The following is a 20917-nucleotide window of genomic DNA, read 5'->3' on the forward strand; positions in this document are numbered from 1 at the left end:
GACGATGTTCCGCTGCAACACGGCAACTCCTGTAAGGGGATCCGGGCGATGCGCACGCGAACGACGCGCCATCGGCATGCCGGAATGACGATCTAACGTTGGGAATACCCGAAGAAGAAAAGGCGACGCGCCTGATCGATGCGATCAAAGTGTCCGCGTGGCTCGACCAGCCTGTTGATGTGGCCTTCGCGTGCCACGCAGCGCGCATCAAGCGCTGAAGAATCTCCTGACATCCTTTGTCCACCCCCTTGCTTACAACGCCGTCGACGCCGAAACGCCACGGCCACTACCACCCGGAAGGACTCCGCTCCAGGTGCCCCATGTCATAAAGCTAACGTGCCCCTCTGGAGGCCGTCAAGCATTCAGCAGAGCGTCATCAACCCTTCACTCGATGTGCACGCCGCGTGTGTCATGGATCAAATTGTGATGCGTTCCACATCAATTTTGTCCATCAGTCGTGATGTGAAGTAGCGGTCCTTGTAGTACTTGATCTTCTCGCACTTCACCGGGTGCGCGATGCCCTCGTACAGGAAAACCTCCTGGTCGAATCCCATCGCCTTGAGTTCCTGCGGCAGCATCAGCGCGCGCCGCTCCTCGGAAATGCTGCGGGTGACCTCGCGTCCGCGGGTGATGTTGCGGCGCTTGAAGGTGGTATAGCCCAGCATCTCCGAATAGTCGTTGGCGTCCTGCTGCTCGCGCGGCGCATAGATGATCTGCAACGCGTGATTGGTGATGATGGTGCGCGAGACATCCTTGCCGTAGGTCGCGTCCAGCTGCGCCATGGACTGGATGATCGGCAGCAGGCGAATGTTGTAACCCGCCATGTACGACACGGCCGAGGCGATGATGTCGACCTTGCCGATCGCGGTGAACTCATCCATCAACAGCAGGCACTGGTACTTGAGCTCGGGATTGCTCTGCGGCAGCTCGCGGGTGTTGAGGTTGATGATCTGGCTGAAGAACAGATTGACGATGAGCCGGCTCTCGGCCAGCTTGTTGGGCTGGATGCCGACGTAGATGCTCATCTTCTTCTTGCGCAGATCGGTGAGCAGGAAGTCGTCGCCGGAGGTCGCCGCGTCCAGCACGGGATTGATCCAGGCGTTCAGCGGCTCCTTCAGCGTGCCCATGATCGAGGCGAAGGTGTCGTCCGCCTGCGAGAGCAGATTGGAGAACGCCGAGCGCGCGTTGTCGCTGAGGAACTTGCGCGAGGCCAGCCCGCGCAGATAGGCCTTCAGATCGGTGCCGTCGCCCGAGGACAGGCGATAGATGCGCCCCAGCGTCGGCGCGCCCGAGGAGAACGGAAAGCCCGTGGCGATCTCGTCGTCGTGATTCTCGAACAGGAACAGCGCGAAGGCCATGAACGCATTGCGCGCCTGGCTGACCCAGAACTTCTGCTCGTCGGCACCGTCCGGATACAGCATGGCCGCGATGCTCATCAGGTCCGATACGCGGAAGGCCGGATCGCTTGAGACGTAGGTCAGCGGATTCCAGCGATGGGTGCGACGGTCCTCGGCGAAGGGATTGAAGAGGTAGACCTCATGTCCTTGCGACTTGCGCCAGCCACTGGTCAGGTCGAAGTTCTCCTGCTTGATGTCCAGCACCACGACCGACTCGGCGTAATCGAGCAGGTTGGGAATCACGATGCCCACACCCTTGCCCGACCGCGTCGGCGCGGCCAGGATCACGAACTGCTGCCCAGGCAGGCGCACCAGCTTGCCGCCGAACCTGCCGACGATGATGCCGGTGTTCGAAGGCTGCAGCATCTTGTGCTTGTTCAGGTCGCCGGCGTTGGCGAAGCGCGCATCGCCGTGCAGCGACGGCTTCTTCTGCTTGAACAGCAGGGCCAGGATCAGGATGTAGACGATCAGCACGCCGCCGAAGCCGATCCAGCCGGCCGCCTTAATCTTGCCGGCATACGGCCCGTAGCGCGGATCACCCAGCGCCTGGACGTATTCGATGTAGGTATTCCAGTGCAGCGGCGCATGCACCTTGAGCAGCGCCATGGTCACATAGCCGGACAGATACAGCCCTGCCACCGCGGCCAGCGCCGTCAGTGCGACGGCGAATCCAAGTTTCCCCTTGCTCAAGCACTCCTCCTTGAAGCCGGCGCGAGCGCGCGCGGCGCGAATGGTCAACGGATCAACCGGGCCGTCTTGGGCCGCACCGACTTGCGGCGGCGCGGACGCGCATCGTCGGCGCGGATCGGCTGCTCGTCCTCGATGAGTTGTTCCATGTACAGGCGCGCCTGCTCCAGCGAGGCTTCCTCGCGCAGCTTGGCGCCCGAGTCGGTCACCACGGCGTAGCCGATGACCTCGTCCGGCGCATAGGCCGGATCCGCGTCGCGCGTGAGGGCGACCACCTGATAGCCGTTCTTCTGCAGGAGCGTATGCCGGTATTCCATCCCTGGCGTTCCTCTCGAGACGTAGGACACCGCGATCCTAAGCGATCCAGGCTTGCCGCGGCCACCTTGGCCGGCGATGAGGCACAGGACCGGCTCCAGCTGGGCCGGACCTGCGCTCGGCGGTCCTGGTGAATCGACCGGTCGCAGCCCTGCGAAGGCGAATTCAGACATGAAAAAACCGGGCCCTGCCCGGTCTGATTCATCTTCACCCGCCTGCCCGATGCAGGAGGTGGTGGGCGGTACAGGGTTCGAACCTGTGACCCCTACCATGTCAAGGTAGTGCTCTACCGCTGAGCTAACCGCCCGTTGCGACATCCCGTCGCCGCGCCCTCGGTGCGAGGGGCGCGCATCATAACATCACCCGCGCGCCGCGTGAACAGCCAGCCGCGGCTTTTTCATGGGGTCCGGCCCCGCCCCGGCCTGTGGCCCGCTTCACACGGTCAGACTCACCGACTTGAGCTTCTGGATCTCGTCGCGCAGGCGGGCCGCGTCCTCGAACTCCAGATCGCGCGCGTGCTGGTACATGCGCGCTTCCAGGGTCTTGAGACGGGCCGCGATCTGCTGCGGGCTGAGCGCGCCATAGTCCTCGGCCGGTTCGGCGACCTTGCGCCCCTTGCCGCGCTTGGGCGCATCCTCGTTGGCGGCCTCGCGCGCGCCCTCCAGGATGTCCACGATGGGTCTGGCCACCGACCTGGGCACGATGCCGTGCTCGGCGTTGTACTCCTCCTGCTTGGCGCGGCGGCGGTCGGTTTCGTCGATGGCCGCCTTCATCGACGGCGTGATCCGGTCCGCGTACAGGATCGCCTTGCCGCGCAGGTTGCGCGCGGCACGGCCGATGGTCTGGATCAACGAACCGGTGGAGCGCAGGAAGCCCTCCTTGTCCGCATCCAGGATCGCCACCAGCGACACCTCGGGCATGTCCAGGCCCTCACGCAGCAGGTTGATGCCCACCAGCACGTCGAACTTGCCCAGGCGCAGGTCGCGGATGATCTCCACCCGCTCGACGGTGTCCACGTCCGAGTGCAGATAGCGCACCTTGATGCCGTGCTCGCCCAGGTACTCGGTCAGGTTTTCGGCCATGCGCTTGGTCAGCGTCGTCACCAGCACGCGGTCGCCCATCGCGATGCGATCGTTGATCTGGGACAGCAGGTCGTCGACCTGCGTGCCGACCGGCCGGATCTCCACCTCCGGATCGGTCAGACCGGTCGGGCGCACCACCAGCTCGGTGATCTCGCCGTCGGATTCGCGCAGCTCGTACGGCCCCGGCGTGGCCGAGACATAGATGCTGCGCGGCGAACGCGCCTCCCACTCCTCGAAGCGCAGCGGGCGGTTGTCCAGCGCGGAAGGCAGGCGGAAGCCGAACTCCACCAGCGTCTCCTTGCGCGAACGGTCGCCCTTGTACATCGCGCCGATCTGGGGAATGGTCACGTGCGATTCGTCGATGACCAGCAACGCATCGGCCGGCAGGTAGTCGAACAAGGTCGGCGGCGGCTCGCCCGGCGCCTTCCCGGTGAGGTGCCGCGAGTAGTTCTCGATGCCGCTGCAGAAGCCCACCTCGGCCATCATCTCCAGGTCGAACTGGGTGCGCTGCGCCAGGCGCTGCGCCTCGACCAGCTTATTCTGCTGGTACAGCTGCTCCAGCCGCTCCTTCAGCTCGATCTTGATCGTGTCGACCGCGCTGAGCGTGCGCTCGCGCGTGGTGGCGTAGTGGGTCTTCGGGTAGACGGTGTAGCGCGGCACCTTGCGGATGGTCTCGCCGGTGAGCGGGTCGAACAAGGTCAATCCTTCGATCTCGCCATCGAACAGTTCGATGCGCAGCGCCTCGACATCGTTTTCCGCCGGATGCACGTCGATCACCTCGCCACGCACGCGGAAGGCGCCGCGCTGCAGTTCGTACTCGTTGCGGGTGTACTGCAGATCGGTGAGGTGGCGGATCAGCTGGCGCTGGTCGATGTGTTCGCCGCGCGAGAGGATCAGGCGTAGCGACAGGTAGTCCTCGGGCGCGCCGAGGCCGTAGATCGCCGAGACCGTGGCCACCACCAGCGCGTCGCGCCGCGACAGCAGCGTCTTGGTCGCCGCCAGGCGCATCTGCTCGATGTGCTCGTTGATCGAGCTGTCCTTCTCGATGAAGGTATCCGAGGACGGGACGTAGGCCTCGGGCTGGTAGTAGTCGTAGTAGCTCACGAAGTACTCCACCGCGTTGTGCGGGAAGAACGACTTGAACTCGCCGTACAGCTGCGCCGCCAGCGTCTTGTTGGGCGCCATCACCAGCGTAGGCTTCTGGATGCGCTCGATCACATTGGCGATGGTGTAGGTCTTGCCGGAACCGGTCACGCCCAGCAGCGTCTGCTTGGCCAGACCCGCCTCGAAATTCTCGGTCAGGCGTTCGATGGCCAGCGGCTGGTCGCCCGAAGGCGAATACGGGGAAACGAGCTGGAAGCGTTCTTCACTCATGGTCACGCCTTCGAAGTCAAAAAAAGTATAGCGCCGGGTGTGGTGAGCCCCGGATGCAGACATTTCCTACCGATCAATGCGCCGAGCACCGATGCCGACGGGCGCCGGCGGAAGCCAGGCTAGATGCACCCCACTCCGGACAAGGAATGCCCCGATGGACGCCCACCCGCTCCGCAAGCACAGCCCGCACGCCCGTGGTTTCACCCTGGTCGAATCGCTCGTGGTCATGGCCGTGGCCAGCATTGGCCTGGCGGTCGGCGTGCCGTCCTACAACGCTCTGATGCGCCACCAGCGCGAAGCCGCCACGACCAACCTGCTCAGCTCTTTCCTGGCCTCCGCGCGCAGCACCGCGATCAGCTATCGCATCCCGACGGTGGTCTGCCCGTCGCTGGACAAGAAGGAATGTCGGGACGACAGCGACTGGACACAAGGCTGGATCATGTTTTTCGACCCGGACGGCAACCGGCGCCCCGACCTGCCCGAGGATCTGCTGCGCGTCGAATGGGCCCCAAGCGACCCCGACCTGCGGATCATCTCCACCGACGGCCGCCCCAAGATCACCTTCCTGGCCAATGGCAGCGCCGCCGGCACCAACCTGACCATCCGGCTGTGCCGTGGCGCCACGTCCAACGCGGCGGTGATCGTCAACCAGAGCGGCCGCACGCGCGTCGAGAAGCCACGGACGTCGAAAGGCTGCGCAAGCTGAACAGTTGGCCGCAACCATCCCGCACCTTCCTCCCTTGTCGCCAACCCGTTCAGCGGAAAACAAAGACTCTACGTCGACCAACGACACGCTCAGCAAAGCTGCGATCAGATAGCACCTTAAACCCCCCGCAGCGCGCAGAAGCCACGGTCCGCGTCAACGTGGGCCGTGTCTTGCATCTTGGCGCCCTAAGTTTGACGCAAGTAACGCCAACTCCGAAGATTCCAAACAAACATAGGCAGAGCTTTTATCTCGAATTGCTTGCCACAACCGCCCGCTTCGCACCATGCCCGTCCTTGCGCGCTGACAGGCAGCTGCAGACGCTTCGTTCATAAGCGTCACCCTACGGCTTGTGACTCAACTGCACTTTGTTCTGATCCACCCAACGTCTTCAGCGGTCGAGGCCGAACGGCGAAGCGGGAACTGGCAGGTCTCCTGATGGATACCGCCCGCGCCAGGGCGCGCCGGAGATGAGCAGTCTCAAGCAGCGCGACGCCTGCGGTGATAATGTCGCCTATGACACCTGCGCCTGAAGCCGCTTTCACCGCAACAAAGCGCCGCGCCGGAACAGATGACCCAGATCGGAGTTGTAGTGAAACCCACGCCCCAAGGGAATTGGGGCATCACAAGGAGAATGTCAGTGAAAGCAATGATTTTGGTTGCCGGGCTGTTGGGCATTGGGATGATGGTCAGCGCAGAGAAGGCCGAGGCCGCGGTCCAGTACAGCCGCACGATTCTTTACTTCGACTCCAGCGAGAACCTGATCGGTCAAAGCATCCTGTACTGCAGCAACCAGGCAGAGCATCAGGGGACGACGTCTGGTCCTGTGCGTGTCACGATCACCTACTCGTGTGAGACTTACGAGACCAACTCCCTGAGCTACTCCGGGGCGTCGGCCGGCCTGCGCAGTGCGTTCTGCGACACCTGGGGACAGGGGATGTGCGACTCGGGCCCTTGGCGGAACAGTGACCTGACCAGTCCCTGGTCGGGCGGCTTCTACCAATAACTTGTTGGGATAGGGCCGGCATATGTCGGCCCTATCACCGCTACCGTCACAGTCAAGCCGCATGTTGGTCACCGCAGACCCGGACGGCGGCAAGGTGGACGCTACTGGGCCATGAGTCCAAGATGCCAGCAGCCCGCAGCACCGCAGACAACCCTCAATCCACGCCCAAGCACGAAAAGGGCCGCTATCGCGGCCCTAAGTGCTTGAATCTTTTGGCGCCCGAAGTTGGACTCGAACCAACGACCCCCTGATTAACAGTCAAGTGCTCTAACCGGCTGAGCTATTCGGGCGGGGGAGCGCATTCTAGCGGCCGGGTCCGTCTGATGCAACCGGATGCTGGCATCAAACGTTCGGGCCGACGTGCTTCTTTTGCAGCTGCCTCGGCTTACCAGCAGCTGGCAAGCGTTCCAGCCGAGTTCGTCTTGACCCCTGCCTGATTGATGCTCAGGTTCCCGCATTTGTCCGAGGTCTGCGGACCTTTCGCAGTTGCCGTGATCAGGAATGTGGCCTGGGCCTGGTTGGAGAGCGCCAGGGTGTAGTACGCGGTGCCACCCTCACGCGGGGACTGCGTAGTCGGCAGGGTGAAGTTCGCATAGGTGTTGTTCACCGTATGGAAACGCTCGGCGAGCTGGGCGTACTCCAGCAGGTCGGCCTTGGCCTGGGCGCGGCGTGCCTTGCGCACGTAGTCCTGGTAGGACGGATAGGCGATCGCGGCGAGGATCGCGACCACGGCGACGACGATCATCAGTTCGACCAAGGTAAAGCCAGACAAAAGTCTGCTGCCACGCATACTCATCGGATCTGTCTCCAAGACTGACGCCCACAGGGCCTGGGCACATACAAGGGATCGGCGCCCGCGACCTGGACGACCATGGAACAGCGTGCTCCCAACGCATCCTTTTGTTCGTCCGCCGTCGGCTTCGCGCTACTCAACGGGGCGACGCGCGCCGTGGACATGACAGCCACGTCCTTGACAGGCGAGGAGCCGCTCGTCGTCAGCGTCAAGGCTCCGGTCCCCGTCCCCGGGGTCGAACCAGTCGGTGACCCGACCCGGACCACCGACAGCCCGGCGCCGCCCGACAAACCGTTCAATCCATATAGCCGGTTGATGCCCTCGCCCGCGCAGGAGCCATTGCTCTCAGGCGAGTACGTGGGGAAGTACACCAGGCCGCTGTCCACCCGCGGATAGCCGACGAAACGTTCGCCGGACGGCGCGACGACCCCGCCGCTGGTGATGCCCAGGTCCATGAACCAGCCACGCTTGCCCGCGGGCACCACGTTCGAAGTGACGGTCCGCGTCGTGCCGGCGGCCTGTTTGGTCTCGGCGGTGATGCTCTGCTGCTGCAGGTCCGAGCGCCCGCTGATGCTGGACCCTGAATCGAGGATGCCGTAGAGCGTCTGGATCTGCTTGTCGCTCTTGTCGTCCTCGAAGGAAAAACTACCCGTCCCGAAGTACAGCATGACACCGCCGCCCGCTCCGGAGGCGGCATCGAAGCCGCCCATGATGGGCTGACGCACACCGCTGGGATCGGTCGCCACGAACAGCGGCGTGGTCGGAACCGAATTGTTGCGCAGGTCGAACTTCCACACCGCGCCGTTCTGGTCGCCCGCGTAGACGGTGTCGGCATAGCCATCGCGTCCGGCGGTCGCGCTGGTGCCCACGTAACGGTCCAGCACCACCACGTTGCCAAGCCCGTTGGCGATGGCGTCACGCCCGGCTTCCTTCGCCACGATCGTGGTGGTCGCACCCGTCTCCATGTCCACGACGAACAACACCGCACGGTTGCTTACGCTGTTATAGCCGTTACCGAAGATGGCCTTCCATCGGACTGTTCCGTCGGCGGCCTTGACCGGAACCACCACAGGTTTGCCAAGCACGTAACCGATGTTGTTCTTGATGTTGGTGGTGCTGACACTGTCGTTGACCTCCCAGAGCACGCTGGCCGCGCCGACACTGGAGGGGCTGGTCACATTGAGGGCGAACACGCCACGCCCACCAGCGCCCAGCGCTCCGACGGCCACCGTCTTCCAGGTCGATCCCCAGTAGGCATCGGACACCACCGACGGGCCGTCGACGAAGAAGGTGTGGCGGAAGGCCTGGTTGTTCTTGTCGTCGGCGTTGTAGGGAAACAGCAGATTGCCCATATGGCCAACCGAGGCCGAAGGTGCATAGGCAAACAGCTCGGCCCCGGTCTTGCCGTCGAATCCGTGGTAGAAGCCATCGTTGGCCCCGACATACACCATTGGACGATTGAGGGTCTTCTTGGTTTCCAGGTACGCGCTGTAGCTGGTCGCGTATGGATAGGTGGAACCACCGTTGGCCTGGATATCGCGCAGGGAGTTCGCGTATCCATAGTCATCGGTCGCCGCACTGATGACGGGCGTGGAGTTGACCAGATCGCCAAGGCGGGTGCTGCGCGTGCGCAAGGGTGTGGACGCATCCTTCTCAAGCGTCTGATCGCCACGCAGATAGTCCACCGCCTGGTCCAGCGTCACCTTGAGTTTACTGTCGGGCCCGACGATGCCATTGCCCGAACCGCTGGCGGAGCAGCGCGTCAACGCATCGGAGCAGAGCACCGAGGCGTCCGCGATGTTTGCGCTGGTAAAGGCCATCACCGCCGGCTTCACCGCGCCCGCGGTCCTGCCGAACAGGAGATTGCGCGAGGCCGCGGCCGGAATCTTGCCGGCGTCTGTGGCCTCCCAGAGCTTGCTGTAGGAGATCGCGCCGGTCAGGATGTCACTGGAGACCGACTGGGCCGTCAGCGTGCTGTACCAGTCCGTGCTGTTGTTGGTGGATGTATAGGCAGGGACCACCGTCAACGAGCCGGCGCCGATGCGCGCGCCCGTCAGACCAATGCTCCCTGATGGTGTGGTGCCGGCGCCCACGGACGCCAGGATGCGGCGCATGGCTTCCGAGATTTCCGCAGGCGACTGGGCATTGATGAATTCGCCACGGGTATTAAGCGCGGCATGCCAGATGTCATCGACGTTGGCGGGCTGCAGGTTCATGGAGCCCGTGGCGGACCACGTGGGAGGATACTTGTAGGGGTCCGCCGTCGACGCGGCATTGACCCCGTACACCTTGCCCACGGCACCGAGCGTGATCCCGTAGAAGTTGACGTGCTGGTTCTTGTTGCAGTCGAGCTTCAGGTCCGGATTGGCGCCGCTGCACGCGTCCGGCACCGGCACCTGACCAGGCACCAGATCAGGGCGGATGTTGTTCTCGTACGACCAGCTCGCGAAATCGGCGATGGTGTCTTTCGACGGGCTTCCGTTCAGTGGGACGGGCAGCGAGCCATCGACGTCACCCACGCCGATGCTCCCGCCACCGGTGTAACTGTCATTGGTATACCCGTCCGTGAAGAGCATGGAGGCGTTCTTCTGGCAGGAGAGTTGGACCGGCGCCCCGATGTCCTTCCGGCGGAACTGGTCGCCCATGAAGCGGACCGCCTGGCGCAACGGCGTGCCGGAATTGCCGGTCAGCGCGCGCATGTTGGAATAGAGCGTCTGGCGGTCGCCAGCGACGTTCAGATCGAACATCGTCACCGCATTGCGCTTGTTGATCGTGAAGTAGCCCACGCGCATGTCTTTCACTTCCGCAATGGACTGGGTCATCGCGGCAATCGTGGCGCGGTTACGGTTGCCGTGATACGTCCACCAGTTGGCGAAGTTCTGGACCGCCGTCGCGCCGCCGGTCGTGAAATTGCCTTCGAGGTATTCGTACTTGTAGAGATTGCTTCCCCCCGGGCCGGCGCCGGTGATCAGGACACGCTTGCTCAGGTTGAATCCAGGCGGCGGCGTCGCGTTCTCACTCAGATAGACGACCGCGGGGTAGTAGCGCAGCCTGATATTGCAGTTCGACGCGAGCGTCAGATTCGAAGAAAGCGTGATCCATTCATTGGTCGGCGCACCGACGCCTGGCGTCGGTGTATTGCTACACCTGTCGCTGTTGAGATAGGTCGTTCCTTCAAAAAGGGTCATGCCGGCGGTGTAGGCAATGGCGCCCGAGTCAATCGTCTTGGTGAAGTCGAACGTGGTGCCGGAGTTGGACCTGACATCCTCCTTGGCCGCCGTAGGACTGGAGTTGGCCTCGTAGCTTCCGTCGGAAGTCTGCCAAGGCAGATAAGTGACCGCCGGATTGAAATAAGCTCGGTTGTACTCCGGATCGCGTGCCGCCCCATACTGGTCGGCCCTGGGCACGCCGCTGCTCACCGCCTTGCTATAGCAAGTACCGGAGCCCAACGGCGTTCCGTCCGCGGCGAAGAAGCTCTTGGTGCTGTTGTTCCAGCATCCGGCGCCGGACGATGTGGCGAACAACAGTTCGTCGGTGATCATCGAGCCCGAATCGTCGACGCCCATGATGAAAGCGGGTTTGATGTTCGTCTCGATGTTCAGCGGCGACTGGGAGAGCGTGCCCGCGCCCTGCGCCGCGAAGACCGAATAGGCGACGTATCCGGCGCCCCCGGCCAGGGCCAGGAGGAGACAGGAGGACAGTAGTAGGCGACGGTGCTTCATGTCGGGCCTCAAGGGCGGAAGATGGTGTCGACGGCGGCGTCGGCCGACGGCGCGGTATCCACGTCGGTGGCGTAAGCGCTGATTTGATAGACGGGGTTGGGATCTTCGCTTTCCGGCCGACCGCCCATCGCCAGGCTGGTGTTGCCGGAGATGCAGCGCCCGATCGATCGCACCTTGGTGCTGTCCGCGGGCGAGTTGTTCATGGAGCGCTGGTACGCCCAGCTGGTGGCGTCAAACCCGGTATCGCAGACCAGGTCCACCGTCACCGCGTCGCAGGTGGTGGACGACCGGTTGACCTGGGCCTCGACATAGCATTCGGCCTGGCGGGCCCTGGCTTCGGCGTTCTGGAAGGCCGTATTGCTGTTGCGGTAGTTGGCCGACATCTTTTCCTGCAGACCGGAGACCTGCATGCCGACCACGCCGAGCAGCGCCAGCAGAATCAGCATGATCAGTGCGACGTACAGCACCGCGCCGTGCTGGGAGGAAGGCGAAGAAAGAGAAACGGATCGCATCGGCTTGACCTTCAGTTTCCGTAGAGTCGGTTGCGCAGGGCGACGACGGACTCGTAGGAAGAGCGATATCGCCCGTCATTGGGCGCGGTGAAACTCGTGCCCAGTGCCGTGAGAGAACCCTGTGTCCGCTGTGCGGAGTTCGCCACTTCCGCACTACTGGCGATGACGCCGATGCGCACCTGCTCCACGCGGCGCCACGCATTCTCATTGGCAACCGCCGGACCCAAGGTGTTCGCCGTGGCCAGGACGCCGACGTTGCCGGTCAACGAGCTGACGTCGACCGATTGGTCCTGGCCGTAGATCAGCTGGATGCTGTCGATGCCTTCGACCAGCTCCTCCGTCGTCGTCTTAACCGCAGCGCCGTTGACGTCAGTACCGAAGCGGGTCCTGTAGAGCGACGAGACCGGCGCACCCTGACGGGTGGCCACGTAATACACCATCGATTCGGCTCTGTAGAGCGTGGCCTGGCCCGAAGGGGTGGCCGTGTAATGACCAACGAAGTCGGGGATGCCGGTTCGCACGCCATCGGAGTTGGTGGTCGTCACCGTGCCAGCGCCGGAGTCGGTCGCGCTGGCCTGGAAGACATCCGCATAGGAGCAGTCCCCCACGCCGAACAGGGCGGGACTGCCCACACCGTCGCCCGTCAACGCGCCCCAGTTCGCCGCGAGCACGGTGAGCTGAGCGGGGCCGACGACGGTCACCGGAGCGCCGCTCCCATAGAAAAAGCGCATCACGATGATGTCGCTGCCGGGCTTCGGATTGAGCCCCGACAGGTATGCGGGCAACCCTGGCTGCCAGCCCGCCGTCGGCGTCGCCAGGTTCACCGTATCGGCCGGGCCGGAGCCGTTGGCCTCATAACCCTGAAGGGAAATGGCGAAATTGAGGGGGTTGTCGCCGCCGGTCACGTAGGAGGTCAACAGGCCCGGCGTCTGCAGTCGCGCCTGATCGTTGACGCAGCCGTAGTGGCCGACCATGCGCACATCGCGCTGCAGATAATCCATGGCGAAGCGGCCGTTCTCCTGCACCCGGGCCATGCCCTGCGAGAGCTGGTAGGCATTGCGCGAGGCCGAGAACACCTGGATCACCCCAAGCATCAGGATCGAACCGATCAGCAGCGCGATCATCAGTTCGATCAGGGACAGGCCCAGGGCATGCTTTCGTGTGGAGGCATTCACAGGCGGCTGCTCATCGTGACGTTGCCCGTCTGGAAAACACCCGTGGTGCGGCTCGCATCCTTTTCCCAGCGCTGGTCGTTCCAGTTGAGAGACACCGTGGCCACGCCGTTGGCATAGGTCACCACGGCCGAAGAGCCGTCACCCAGTGTTGCGCGCGCCCGGCACTGCCAGAGCGCGATACTGTCGGAGACGCTGATCGCCGTGCCCGAGGCTGGATAGTCGCAGGTGGTGCCGGTCGCGGTCGAGGTATAGCTGGCGGCGGTGTACTGGGCGACGAGCAACCGATTCGAGCGCATCTGGTCGAGCAACTCGTACACGAGGTTGGTGGCCTGGGTGCGCTGGTTCGAGCTTTCGCTGAAACGCACGCTCATGGTCTGCATCATGGCCAGCCCGAGCAGGCCGAATCCCAGGATCAGGATCGCGACCATCACTTCCAGCAGGGTGAAACCGCCGGCGTGGCGTCCGCCGATTGGCTTGTGATGGTTCATGGGCACGTGACCTGCTCGCGAGTGACCTGGCCGCTGGGGTTGACCGTCAGGACGTTCCTCAGCCTCTGGCCGGACGGACACGGATCGGAAGACACCGTCAGCACCGTCCCTCCGGTCAGCGCCGTGTTCGAGGCGTCGCGCCCGGTTGCCCGGCCACGCGCATCGAAATTGATCTGATTGGCCTCGCCGCCGGTGATCGTGATGTTCGCAGGCTTGCTGGAATAGCTCACGATCGGCTCAGTGCCGTCGAGGTTGCCGTTGCGATCGACGTCCTGCCAGACCAGCCAGCCATCGGCCCAGTTGCCGCTGCAGGAGGTGGCGTTGGAGCTCGGGCAGAGCCCGGCGGCACGCGACTTGATGGCCTCGGTCCGGGCCAGGGAGATCGCGGCCAGCAGCTGGTTGCTCGCGGTCGCCACCCGCGTGGAACGGATGGTGTTCTGGAAGCTCGGAAACGCGATCGCCGCCAGGATCGCCAGCACGGCGAGCGTCACCATCAGTTCCAGCAGCGTAAAGCCCATCGTGTGCGAGCGTCTGCCCATTCCCGGTCCCATCCCCATTTCGGCAGATGCAGGGTACGGGGACGACCGCCGTCCGCCCAGCGCGGCACGATGGGCGGTCGGTTCAGGGAGACGAACGACGCGACGGCCCGCCCCCGGCCACGTCCACGCGAGGCCAAAAGGCGATCCGGCCCCGCGCGACGGTCAGGTCACCACCCGATAGCAGGGCTTGTAGTCGCCGGCGATCTTCATGCGGCGCTGGGCGACGAAGGCCTGCAACAGGTCGTCCAGGGCGGCCATGATCTGCGGGTCGCCATGGATCTCGAACGGCCCGAACTCCTCGATCCGGCGCATGCCGTCCTCCTTCACGTTGCCGGCGACGATGCCCGAGAAGGCGCGACGCAGGTCGGCGGCGATGGCATGCGGGGCGCGGCCGTGATGCAGGTCCAGCTGGGCCATGGCCTCATGGGTGGGCGCGAACGGCTGCTGGAAGGCCAGCGGAATATCGATCGACCAGTTGAAGTAGTACGCATCGCGCGCCTCCTTGCGGTGCTCGCGCACCTGGGCGATGCCGGCTTTCATCGCCTGCGCCACCGCCACCGGATCGCCGATGATGATCTGGTAGCGCGAGGCAGCGGCCTCGCCGAGGGTCAGGCGGATGAAGGTATCGATCTGCTCGAAGTACGGCGCGGCCACCACGGGCCCGGTCAGCACGAGCGGGAATGGCAGGTGTGCGTTCTCCTCGCGCAGCAGGATGCCCAGCAGGTAGAGGATCTCCTCTGCCGTGCCGACACCGCCGGGGAAGACGATGATGCCGTGGCCGATGCGGACGAAGGCCTCCAGGCGCTTCTCAATGTCCGGCATGATCACCAGGTGGTTGACGATCGGATTGGGCGACTCGGCGGCGATGATCCCCGGCTCGGTCACGCCGATGTAGCGGACCTGCTTCTGTCGCTGCTTAGCATGGGCGATGGTGGCGCCCTTCATCGGGCCCTTCATCGCGCCCGGGCCGCATCCGGTACAGATGTCCATGCCGCGCAGGCCCAGCTCGTAGCCCACTTCCTTAGTGTAGAGGTACTCCTCGCGCGAGATCGAGTGGCCGCCCCAGCACACCACCAGGTTGGGCTCCTGCGGCTTGATGATGCGTGCGTTGCGCAGCTGGCCGAACACCGCGTCGGTGATGCCGGCCGAGGTCTCCAGGGTGCTCGCGTACTCCTCGCCCAGCTCGATGGCCATGTAGGCCAGGTCGCGCACCACGGCAAACAGCAGCTCGGCCACGCCGCGGATGATCTCGCCATCGACGAAGGCCATCGCCGGCGCGTTGAGCAGCTCGATGCGCACACCGCGGTCGCGCTGCAGCACCTGAATGTCGAAGTCGGGGTAGAGATCGCGCGCGGCGCGCGGGTCGTCGGAGGCACTGCCGCTGGTCAGCACCGCCAGCGCGCAGCGGCGCAGCAGCTCGTGCATGCCGCCGGCCGAGGCGTCGCGCAGACGCGCCACTTCGGTGCGCGACAGGATGTCCAGCCCGCCGCGCGGATAGATGCGGGTGCTCACGACCGGCAGCGCCCGGGTTTCCACTTCACTCATTGCATGTTCCTGCTTGTTCGTCTGTCTTGTCCAAGGACTTTAGCGCAGCGGACCAGCGGCGGGTATGTCGCGCCCGCGCACAGCAAAACGGCCGGGTTGCCCCAGCCGTTCTGATCCTGCGTCCGCTACCCGATCAGAAGGTGTAGCGCAGCGTCAGCAGGGCGGCCCAGCGCTGCGAGGGCGTGAAGCTCTCGTTGACCGGCAACGAGGTCGGCTGGTAGACGCCGTTCTTGACCTGGCTGCTGATGTCGTAGATGTACTTGCCCGTCGCCGCGTCCACGCCCGCGTAGTTGGCCAGCACGCGCTCCAGCGGGAAGCTGGCGCGCTTCTCCACGCCCCAGTCGCGGTTGAGCATGTTGAGGAAGTTGAAGATATCCAGGCGCACCACCGCCTTGTGACCTTCCATGAAGCCCGGGATCTCCTGGCTGAAGGACACATCGAGCTGGTTCACCCAGGGCGCACGGCCACTGTTGCGGTCGAAAATCCGCCCCTTGCGCGAGGACAGTTCCGGCTGGTTGCCCACGTACTCCCAGAACGATGCGGCGGCGGCGCGCGATGCGGCATTGGCCCACACCACATCGCTCGGGCCGGAGGGAATGTAGGCCAGGTCGCGGCTGTAGGAGTCGCCGTTGACATCGTTGCCGAAGATCCAACTGTACGGCGCGCCGTCATGGCCGTCGTAGAACGCGCTGATCGTGGTCGCGTTATCGCCGAACAGGTTCTTGGACCAGGTGAGTTGGGCGATGACGCGGTTGGGAATCGAGTAGTTGGAGGTCGCCTCGTAGTCAGCGTTCGGGTCGATCCAGTCGCGGTTCTGGAAGCTACTGTTGGCGACGCTGGAGGTGCCCGGGTTGACCTCGGTCACACGCGAGTAGGTGTAACCGACCATCCAGCTCCAGTTGTCCTGGAACGGCCGGCGTAGGGAGACGGTGAAGCTGTCCGACTTGCCCTTGTCGGTGTTGGTCAGATAGATCACCTGCTGACCGAAGGACGGGTTGGCGTTCCAGCGCGTGGTGTTGGCGCTGGCCGGCGCCTGGTTCGGGAAGCGCGCGTAGCTGGAGCGGCCATCCGGCAGCACGCCGGTCGGCGTACCGAGGTTGAGGTTCTGGTACAGGATGCCCTTGACCACATCCAGGTGCTGGTATTCGGTGGTGAAGACGATGCCGCTCCACGGGAGCTCGTGATCCAGGCCCAGGGTGTACTTGGCGACGGTCGGCAGCTTGAAGTCCGGATCGACCACGCTGACGTTCATCGACGAGCTGCCCAAACCAGGCGGCAGCACCGTGGTCCCGGGAACGTTCTGGTTGTACGGGTCGGTGCTGAAGGCCGGATCGGTCGCGGTCTTGCGACGGTTGATGTCGTAGCTGGTGACCTGGATACCGGTGTTCGAGTAAGGATTGGACAGCCAGACCGCCGGCGTGTTGGAAACGAACAGACCCGCGCCGCCGCGCAGCTGCGTCGGCCGCTCGGTATCGAAGTCGTAGTTGAACGAGAAGCGCGGCTGGAGGCGATTGTTGCCGTCGATCGTGCCCTGATTGGTGAAGCCGTAGCCGCCGGTGGCGGCATTGGGATTGGCTGCGTTGGCACGCAGTCCGCAGTTGCCGAAGTTCCCCAGGGTGCCCGGGTCGGCGGCGAAGCAGGGGTTGTACATCGGCTCAGGGCTGACCTTGGGCATGTCGTAGCGCAGGCCGAACTGCAGCGAGAGTCGGTCGGTCGCCTGCCAGGTGTCCTGCAGGAACAGGCCGTAGTTCTTCTGGGTGAATTGGGCCGAGACATCATCCAGGCTCAACGTCCCCGACGGCACGCTCAGACGGTAGCGGCTGTAGGTGCCGGAATTGAAGTCGGCGATCGAACTGAACTCGTAGGAGCCCATGTAGTTCTGAAGGAACAGGTTGTAGACCTCGTCCTTGCGGAAATCGGCGCCGAACTTGAGGGTGTGGGCGTCAAGGAACAGGTTGCCGACGAAGGCGGCGTTCCAACTCTTGACCTGCAGGGCGTTGGCCTGGCTGGAGAATTCCGTGCCAAGTTCGATGCTCGGGCCGCTGGTGGCGCCGTTGGCCGCCGGGGTTCGAATGACGATGTCCGGCTGGAAGCCGCCGGTGATGGGGCCGCGGTCCTGCTTGAATTCGTTGTAGCCGACCGAGGTCTCGGTCGTGAAGCTGTCGGACCAGTCGTCGTAGGCGATCAGGGCATAGCTGGTGTTCTTCTTGTCCAGGCCGTAGTAGTTGCTGGACAGGGTCAGCTTGGGATTTGAGCCGGTGATGGTGCCAGCGGTGAGGATCGGCTCGAATTCCTTGGTCTGGCTGACGCGCAACGCCACGCGATGGGCGTCGTTGATGTTCCAGTCGAGCTTGACGAGCCCGCGCTTGCTCTCGATATCGGCGGTGTATCCGCTGTAGTTGCCCGGGGTCAGACCCTTGGCGGTCGCGGCGGCGATCACCGCGTCGACGTCAGCCTGGGTCACGCCGGGAACCTTGAAGTTGGCGTTGGAGTCGCTGGGGCCGTAAACCGAGCCGGCACCGGTCTTCTCCTCCTTCTCATAGGAGGCGAAGAAGAACAGCTTGTCCTTGATGATCGGGCCGCTGAAGGTCCCGCCCTTAACCACGTCCTTGCTGTAGCCGGTCCACTTGGTCTTGCCGGTGGTGGCGTCCTTGCCGATCATGTCGTCGGCGTTCTGGAAGGTGTAGTAGGCCGAACCGTGGAACTCGTTCGAGCCGCTCTTGGTCACCGCGTTGACCTGCGCGCCGACGCAGCGGCTGGTCACGTCGTAGTCGGTGGTCTTCAGGTCGTAGCTTTCGATCGCGTCCTGGGAGATCGGGGTGCCCTTGGTCGGCAGGCCGTTGTCGTTCAGGCCGTAGGGGTCGCCGGCCTGGATGGTGTCGATGGTGATGCAGTTGTAGCGGAAGTTCTGGCCCATCGCCGAGAACGCGCCGCGATCGCGGTCGGTCACCACGATGCGCGGATCGGCACGCACGATGTTCTGGATCGAGCGGTCCGGGGACGGCATCCGGTCCATATCGGCGCGGGTCAGATTGGTGCCGATTCCCTTGTTGTCCGCATTGAACGTGGCCGCGTTGCGGCTGGCGGTCACCGCCACGGCGCCCAGCGTGGTGGCCGTGTCGGACCCGATCTGCGCGTTGACGGTGGAGACCTGGTTCAGGCCCAGATAGACGCCCTCCTCGGTCTTGGTGCCTTCGCCGGGCTTGGTGATGGTGATGGTGTACGGGCCACCCACGCGCAGGCCACGGGCGGTGTAGCGGCCGGCGGCATCGGTGGTGGCACGGCTGACCGTTCCGGATTCCACGTGGGTGATGGTCACCTCGGCGCCGGCGACCGGCGCACCGCCGGAACCGACGACCTGGCCGCCGACGCCGGCGGACGTGGTCTGCGCCATGGCCGGCGCAGCGGCCAGCGCGGCCAGCAGGCCCAGGGCAAGTTTGGAAGTCCGGATACGATGCTGTGTCATTGCGCTGCCTCGAAAGTTTTTGGCGGTCATAAGAAAAATCGTGCCGGCCGGCCATGCTGTGGCATGGCTCTCATGGACTTGCTTGGAAGATGTGGCCCCTGGAACGCGCGACAGGCACGGCGGCCGCGCGTTAACGACAGGTTAACACGGTAAAGGCGAGATGTGACCGGATCGTGACGACTTTTGCGCGACGCGGCATCGGCACGGGCGCGAGGGCGAAATTCCTTACCATTCAATCACCTGAACGGTCTTTCTGCGGCTGCATGCGCTTGTTGTCGTCACTTAAATGACATCTTCGGGGCATTGAGCGCCCCCGCCCCGGCTTGGGCGGAGCATGGGGTACGCCGGGCTGGCGCCCGCCAGACGCGCGGGGCCTCAGCCGCCGCGCAGGGCACCCAGATAGGTGCCGATGCCATCCAGCAGCATCTGCACGGAGATGGCCACCAGCAGCATGCCCATCAGCCGCTCGATCGCGGTCAGCGCGCGCATGCCCAGCCACTTGTAGACCAGCGTGGCCGAGAACAGGATCGCCGCCGTCGCCAGCCAGGCCAGCCCCAGGGCCAGGCTCCAGCCGAGCAGGCGCTCGGGTTCGTTGCTGCCCATCAGCATCACCGCGGCCATGCCGGAGGGCCCGGCCACCAGCGGGATGGCCAGCGGCACGATGAACGGCTCGCCGCCGGGGATCTCGCCCATCAGGCCTTCGGGCCGCGGGAAGATCATGCGGATGCCGATCAGGAACAGCACGATCCCGCCGGCGATCTGCACCGACTCCTGGCGCAGGTGCATCAACTCCAAAAAGTACTTGCCGCCCCACAGGAACCCCATCAGCACGACCAGCGCGATCAGCAGCTCGCGGGCCAGCACGATGCGCTGACGCTTGGGCGGCAGCGGCCGCAGCACCGACAGGAACACCGGGATGTTGCCCAGCGGGTCCAGGATCAGGAACAGCAGCAGCGCTGCGGACAGGATGGTCATGCCAGGGGATTCCAGACCAGACCGCGCCGCTCGGCGCCGTCTGGAGAAAGCAGGGTCACGCAGTGCGAGGCGTACTGGTCGGCATCGGCCAGCGCCGGATCGGTGTCCTCGGCGTAGGCCCGGGCCCGCAGCATGGTGCGCATCGGCCCGGGCTGCAGCGCGCTGACCCGCACCGGCGTGCTGGCCAGTTCGGCATGCAGCATCTGCACCAGGCAGGCCAGCCCGTGCTGGGCCACGCCGTAGCCGCCCCAGTAGGCGTGGCCGACGCGGCGCGGGTTGTCCAGGGTGAACACCAGCGCGCTGTCCGGCGCGCGCCGCAGCAGCGGCAGGCAGGCCTGGCTCAGCCACCAGGCGGCGGTGAGGTTGACGTGGAGGGCGCGTGCGAAGACCGCGGGGTCGGTGTGCTCCAGCGGGGTCAGGCCGCGGAACTCGGCCGCGCAGTGCAGCACCCCGTCGAGACGGCCGAGGCTGGCCTCGATGCGCTGGGCCAGTTCGGCATAGTCGTCCGGCGCGGCGCCTTCTAGGTCGAGCGGATAGAGCAGCGGCTCGGGGCCCAGCTGCGCGCAGGCGTCGTAGACGCGGCCAAGCTTGGCCGGCCGGCGACCCAGCAGCACCAGGGTGGCGCCGGCCTGCGCGCAGGCGCGCGCACTGGCCTCGCCCAGGCCGCCATGCGCGCCGCTGATCAGCACCACGCGCCCTGCCAGGGACTGCGCCGGACGCACGGGCACCTGGAGCAGTGTCACCGCGGCATGGCCTCGGCGACGATGCGTTCCAGTTCGCCCGATTCCTGCAGCTCCAGGGTGATGTCGCAGCCGCCGATCAGTTCGCCATGGATGAACAGCTGCGGGAAGGTCGGCCAGTTGGAGAAACGGGGCAGGTTGGCGCGGATCTCGGGCTCTTCCAGCACGTTGATCGCGCGCAGGTCCGCCGCGCCGGCCGACAGCAGCGCCTGGACCGCGCGGCTGGAGAAACCGCACATCGGATACTCCGGCGTGCCCTTCATGAAGAGCACCATCGGATGGCGGTCCAGCTCCGCCTGGATACGTTCCAGCACCGGCATGTTGCGTTCTCCTGCGTTGCCGCACGCCCTTGACGGCATGCGCACCCTCGTCGAGTAAACTGCGCGGCGCTTTCCATC

16 protein-coding genes and 2 tRNA genes are annotated in these 20917 nt (G+C 64.7%); 2 read left to right on the forward strand and 16 right to left on the reverse strand.

Features of this window, described 5'->3' with window-relative positions; all coding sequences use genetic code 11:
- Nucleotides 1–416: 416 nt before the first annotated feature.
- The 4 genes from LAJ50_RS14515 to uvrB form a co-directional block, all read right to left on the reverse strand.
- Complete coding sequence (locus LAJ50_RS14515; protein ID WP_171044536.1) at nucleotides 417–2087, reverse strand: type IV secretory system conjugative DNA transfer family protein; 1671 nt, start codon at nucleotides 2085–2087, stop codon at nucleotides 417–419.
- 44 nt (nucleotides 2088–2131) lie between these two features.
- Nucleotides 2132–2401 (reverse strand): hypothetical protein, encoded by a 270-nt coding sequence (locus tag LAJ50_RS14520; protein WP_138651500.1) that lies wholly within the window; start codon nucleotides 2399–2401, stop codon nucleotides 2132–2134.
- Nucleotides 2402–2631: 230 nt separating this feature from the next.
- Nucleotides 2632–2706: transfer RNA gene (locus LAJ50_RS14525), tRNA-Val, on the reverse strand.
- 127 nt (nucleotides 2707–2833) lie between these two features.
- The gene (gene uvrB, locus LAJ50_RS14530) at nucleotides 2834–4855 is read right to left on the reverse strand and encodes an excinuclease ABC subunit UvrB (RefSeq protein ID WP_130549866.1); all 2022 of its coding nucleotides are present in this window, start codon (nucleotides 4853–4855) and stop codon (nucleotides 2834–2836) included.
- Nucleotides 4856–5009: 154 nt separating this feature from the next.
- Here uvrB and LAJ50_RS14535 point away from each other — a divergent pair, with 154 nt between their 5' ends.
- Together LAJ50_RS14535 and LAJ50_RS14540 are read left to right on the forward strand one after the other, a co-directional pair.
- Nucleotides 5010–5561, forward strand: coding sequence for a Tfp pilus assembly protein FimT/FimU (locus tag LAJ50_RS14535; RefSeq protein ID WP_171044537.1), 552 nt, complete (start codon nucleotides 5010–5012; stop codon nucleotides 5559–5561).
- A 637-nt stretch (nucleotides 5562–6198) separates the two neighbouring features.
- Nucleotides 6199–6564 carry a hypothetical protein gene (locus LAJ50_RS14540; RefSeq protein ID WP_130549868.1) on the forward strand — a complete coding sequence of 122 codons (366 nt, stop codon included), beginning with the start codon at nucleotides 6199–6201 and terminating at the stop codon, nucleotides 6562–6564.
- 213 nt (nucleotides 6565–6777) lie between these two features.
- On the opposite strand, the gene LAJ50_RS14545 is transcribed toward LAJ50_RS14540, so the two are convergent.
- The 12 genes from LAJ50_RS14545 to grxD form a co-directional block, all read right to left on the reverse strand.
- Nucleotides 6778–6854 (reverse strand) — tRNA-Asn (locus tag LAJ50_RS14545).
- A 95-nt stretch (nucleotides 6855–6949) separates the two neighbouring features.
- Nucleotides 6950–7360, reverse strand: coding sequence for a type IV pilin protein (locus LAJ50_RS14550; RefSeq protein ID WP_305015712.1), 411 nt, complete (start codon nucleotides 7358–7360; stop codon nucleotides 6950–6952).
- On the reverse strand, nucleotides 7357–11079 hold the full coding sequence (locus LAJ50_RS14555) for a PilC/PilY family type IV pilus protein (protein WP_138651504.1): 3723 nt from the start codon (nucleotides 11077–11079) through the stop codon (nucleotides 7357–7359). Before LAJ50_RS14555 ends, LAJ50_RS14550 begins: the two co-directional genes overlap by 4 nt.
- 8 nt (nucleotides 11080–11087) lie before the next feature.
- Complete coding sequence (locus tag LAJ50_RS14560; protein WP_130549871.1) at nucleotides 11088–11591, reverse strand: PilX N-terminal domain-containing pilus assembly protein; 504 nt, start codon at nucleotides 11589–11591, stop codon at nucleotides 11088–11090.
- An 11-nt stretch (nucleotides 11592–11602) separates the two neighbouring features.
- Nucleotides 11603–12766: a PilW family protein gene (locus LAJ50_RS14565; protein WP_224096330.1), complete on the reverse strand. Its 1164-nt coding sequence runs from the start codon at nucleotides 12764–12766 to the stop codon at nucleotides 11603–11605.
- Nucleotides 12763–13254 carry a type IV pilus modification protein PilV gene (gene pilV, locus LAJ50_RS14570; RefSeq protein ID WP_138651506.1) on the reverse strand — a complete coding sequence of 164 codons (492 nt, stop codon included), beginning with the start codon at nucleotides 13252–13254 and terminating at the stop codon, nucleotides 12763–12765. The genes LAJ50_RS14565 and pilV overlap by 4 nt, the downstream gene beginning before the upstream one ends.
- Entirely contained in the window at nucleotides 13251–13772 is a 522-nt protein-coding gene (locus LAJ50_RS14575; RefSeq protein WP_130549874.1) for a GspH/FimT family pseudopilin, read from the reverse strand. Before LAJ50_RS14575 ends, pilV begins: the two co-directional genes overlap by 4 nt.
- A gap of 183 nt (nucleotides 13773–13955) precedes the next feature.
- Entirely contained in the window at nucleotides 13956–15338 is a 1383-nt protein-coding gene (gene ppnN, locus LAJ50_RS14585) for a nucleotide 5'-monophosphate nucleosidase PpnN (protein ID WP_130549875.1), read from the reverse strand.
- Between the two features lie 133 nt (nucleotides 15339–15471).
- The gene (locus LAJ50_RS14590) at nucleotides 15472–18804 is read right to left on the reverse strand and encodes a TonB-dependent receptor (protein WP_130549876.1); all 3333 of its coding nucleotides are present in this window, start codon (nucleotides 18802–18804) and stop codon (nucleotides 15472–15474) included.
- 375 nt (nucleotides 18805–19179) lie between these two features.
- Nucleotides 19180–19779 carry a MarC family protein gene (locus tag LAJ50_RS14595; protein WP_130549877.1) on the reverse strand — a complete coding sequence of 200 codons (600 nt, stop codon included), beginning with the start codon at nucleotides 19777–19779 and terminating at the stop codon, nucleotides 19180–19182.
- Entirely contained in the window at nucleotides 19776–20522 is a 747-nt protein-coding gene (locus LAJ50_RS14600) for an SDR family NAD(P)-dependent oxidoreductase (RefSeq protein ID WP_130549878.1), read from the reverse strand. Before LAJ50_RS14600 ends, LAJ50_RS14595 begins: the two co-directional genes overlap by 4 nt.
- Nucleotides 20519–20839 (reverse strand): Grx4 family monothiol glutaredoxin, encoded by a 321-nt coding sequence (gene grxD / locus LAJ50_RS14605; protein WP_130549879.1) that lies wholly within the window; start codon nucleotides 20837–20839, stop codon nucleotides 20519–20521. The genes LAJ50_RS14600 and grxD overlap by 4 nt, the downstream gene beginning before the upstream one ends.
- Between the last annotated feature and the right edge of the window lie 78 nt (nucleotides 20840–20917).

The organism is Pseudoxanthomonas sp. X-1 (genome assembly GCF_020042665.1).
Classification (GTDB): domain Bacteria; phylum Pseudomonadota; class Gammaproteobacteria; order Xanthomonadales; family Xanthomonadaceae; genus Pseudoxanthomonas_A; species Pseudoxanthomonas_A spadix_A.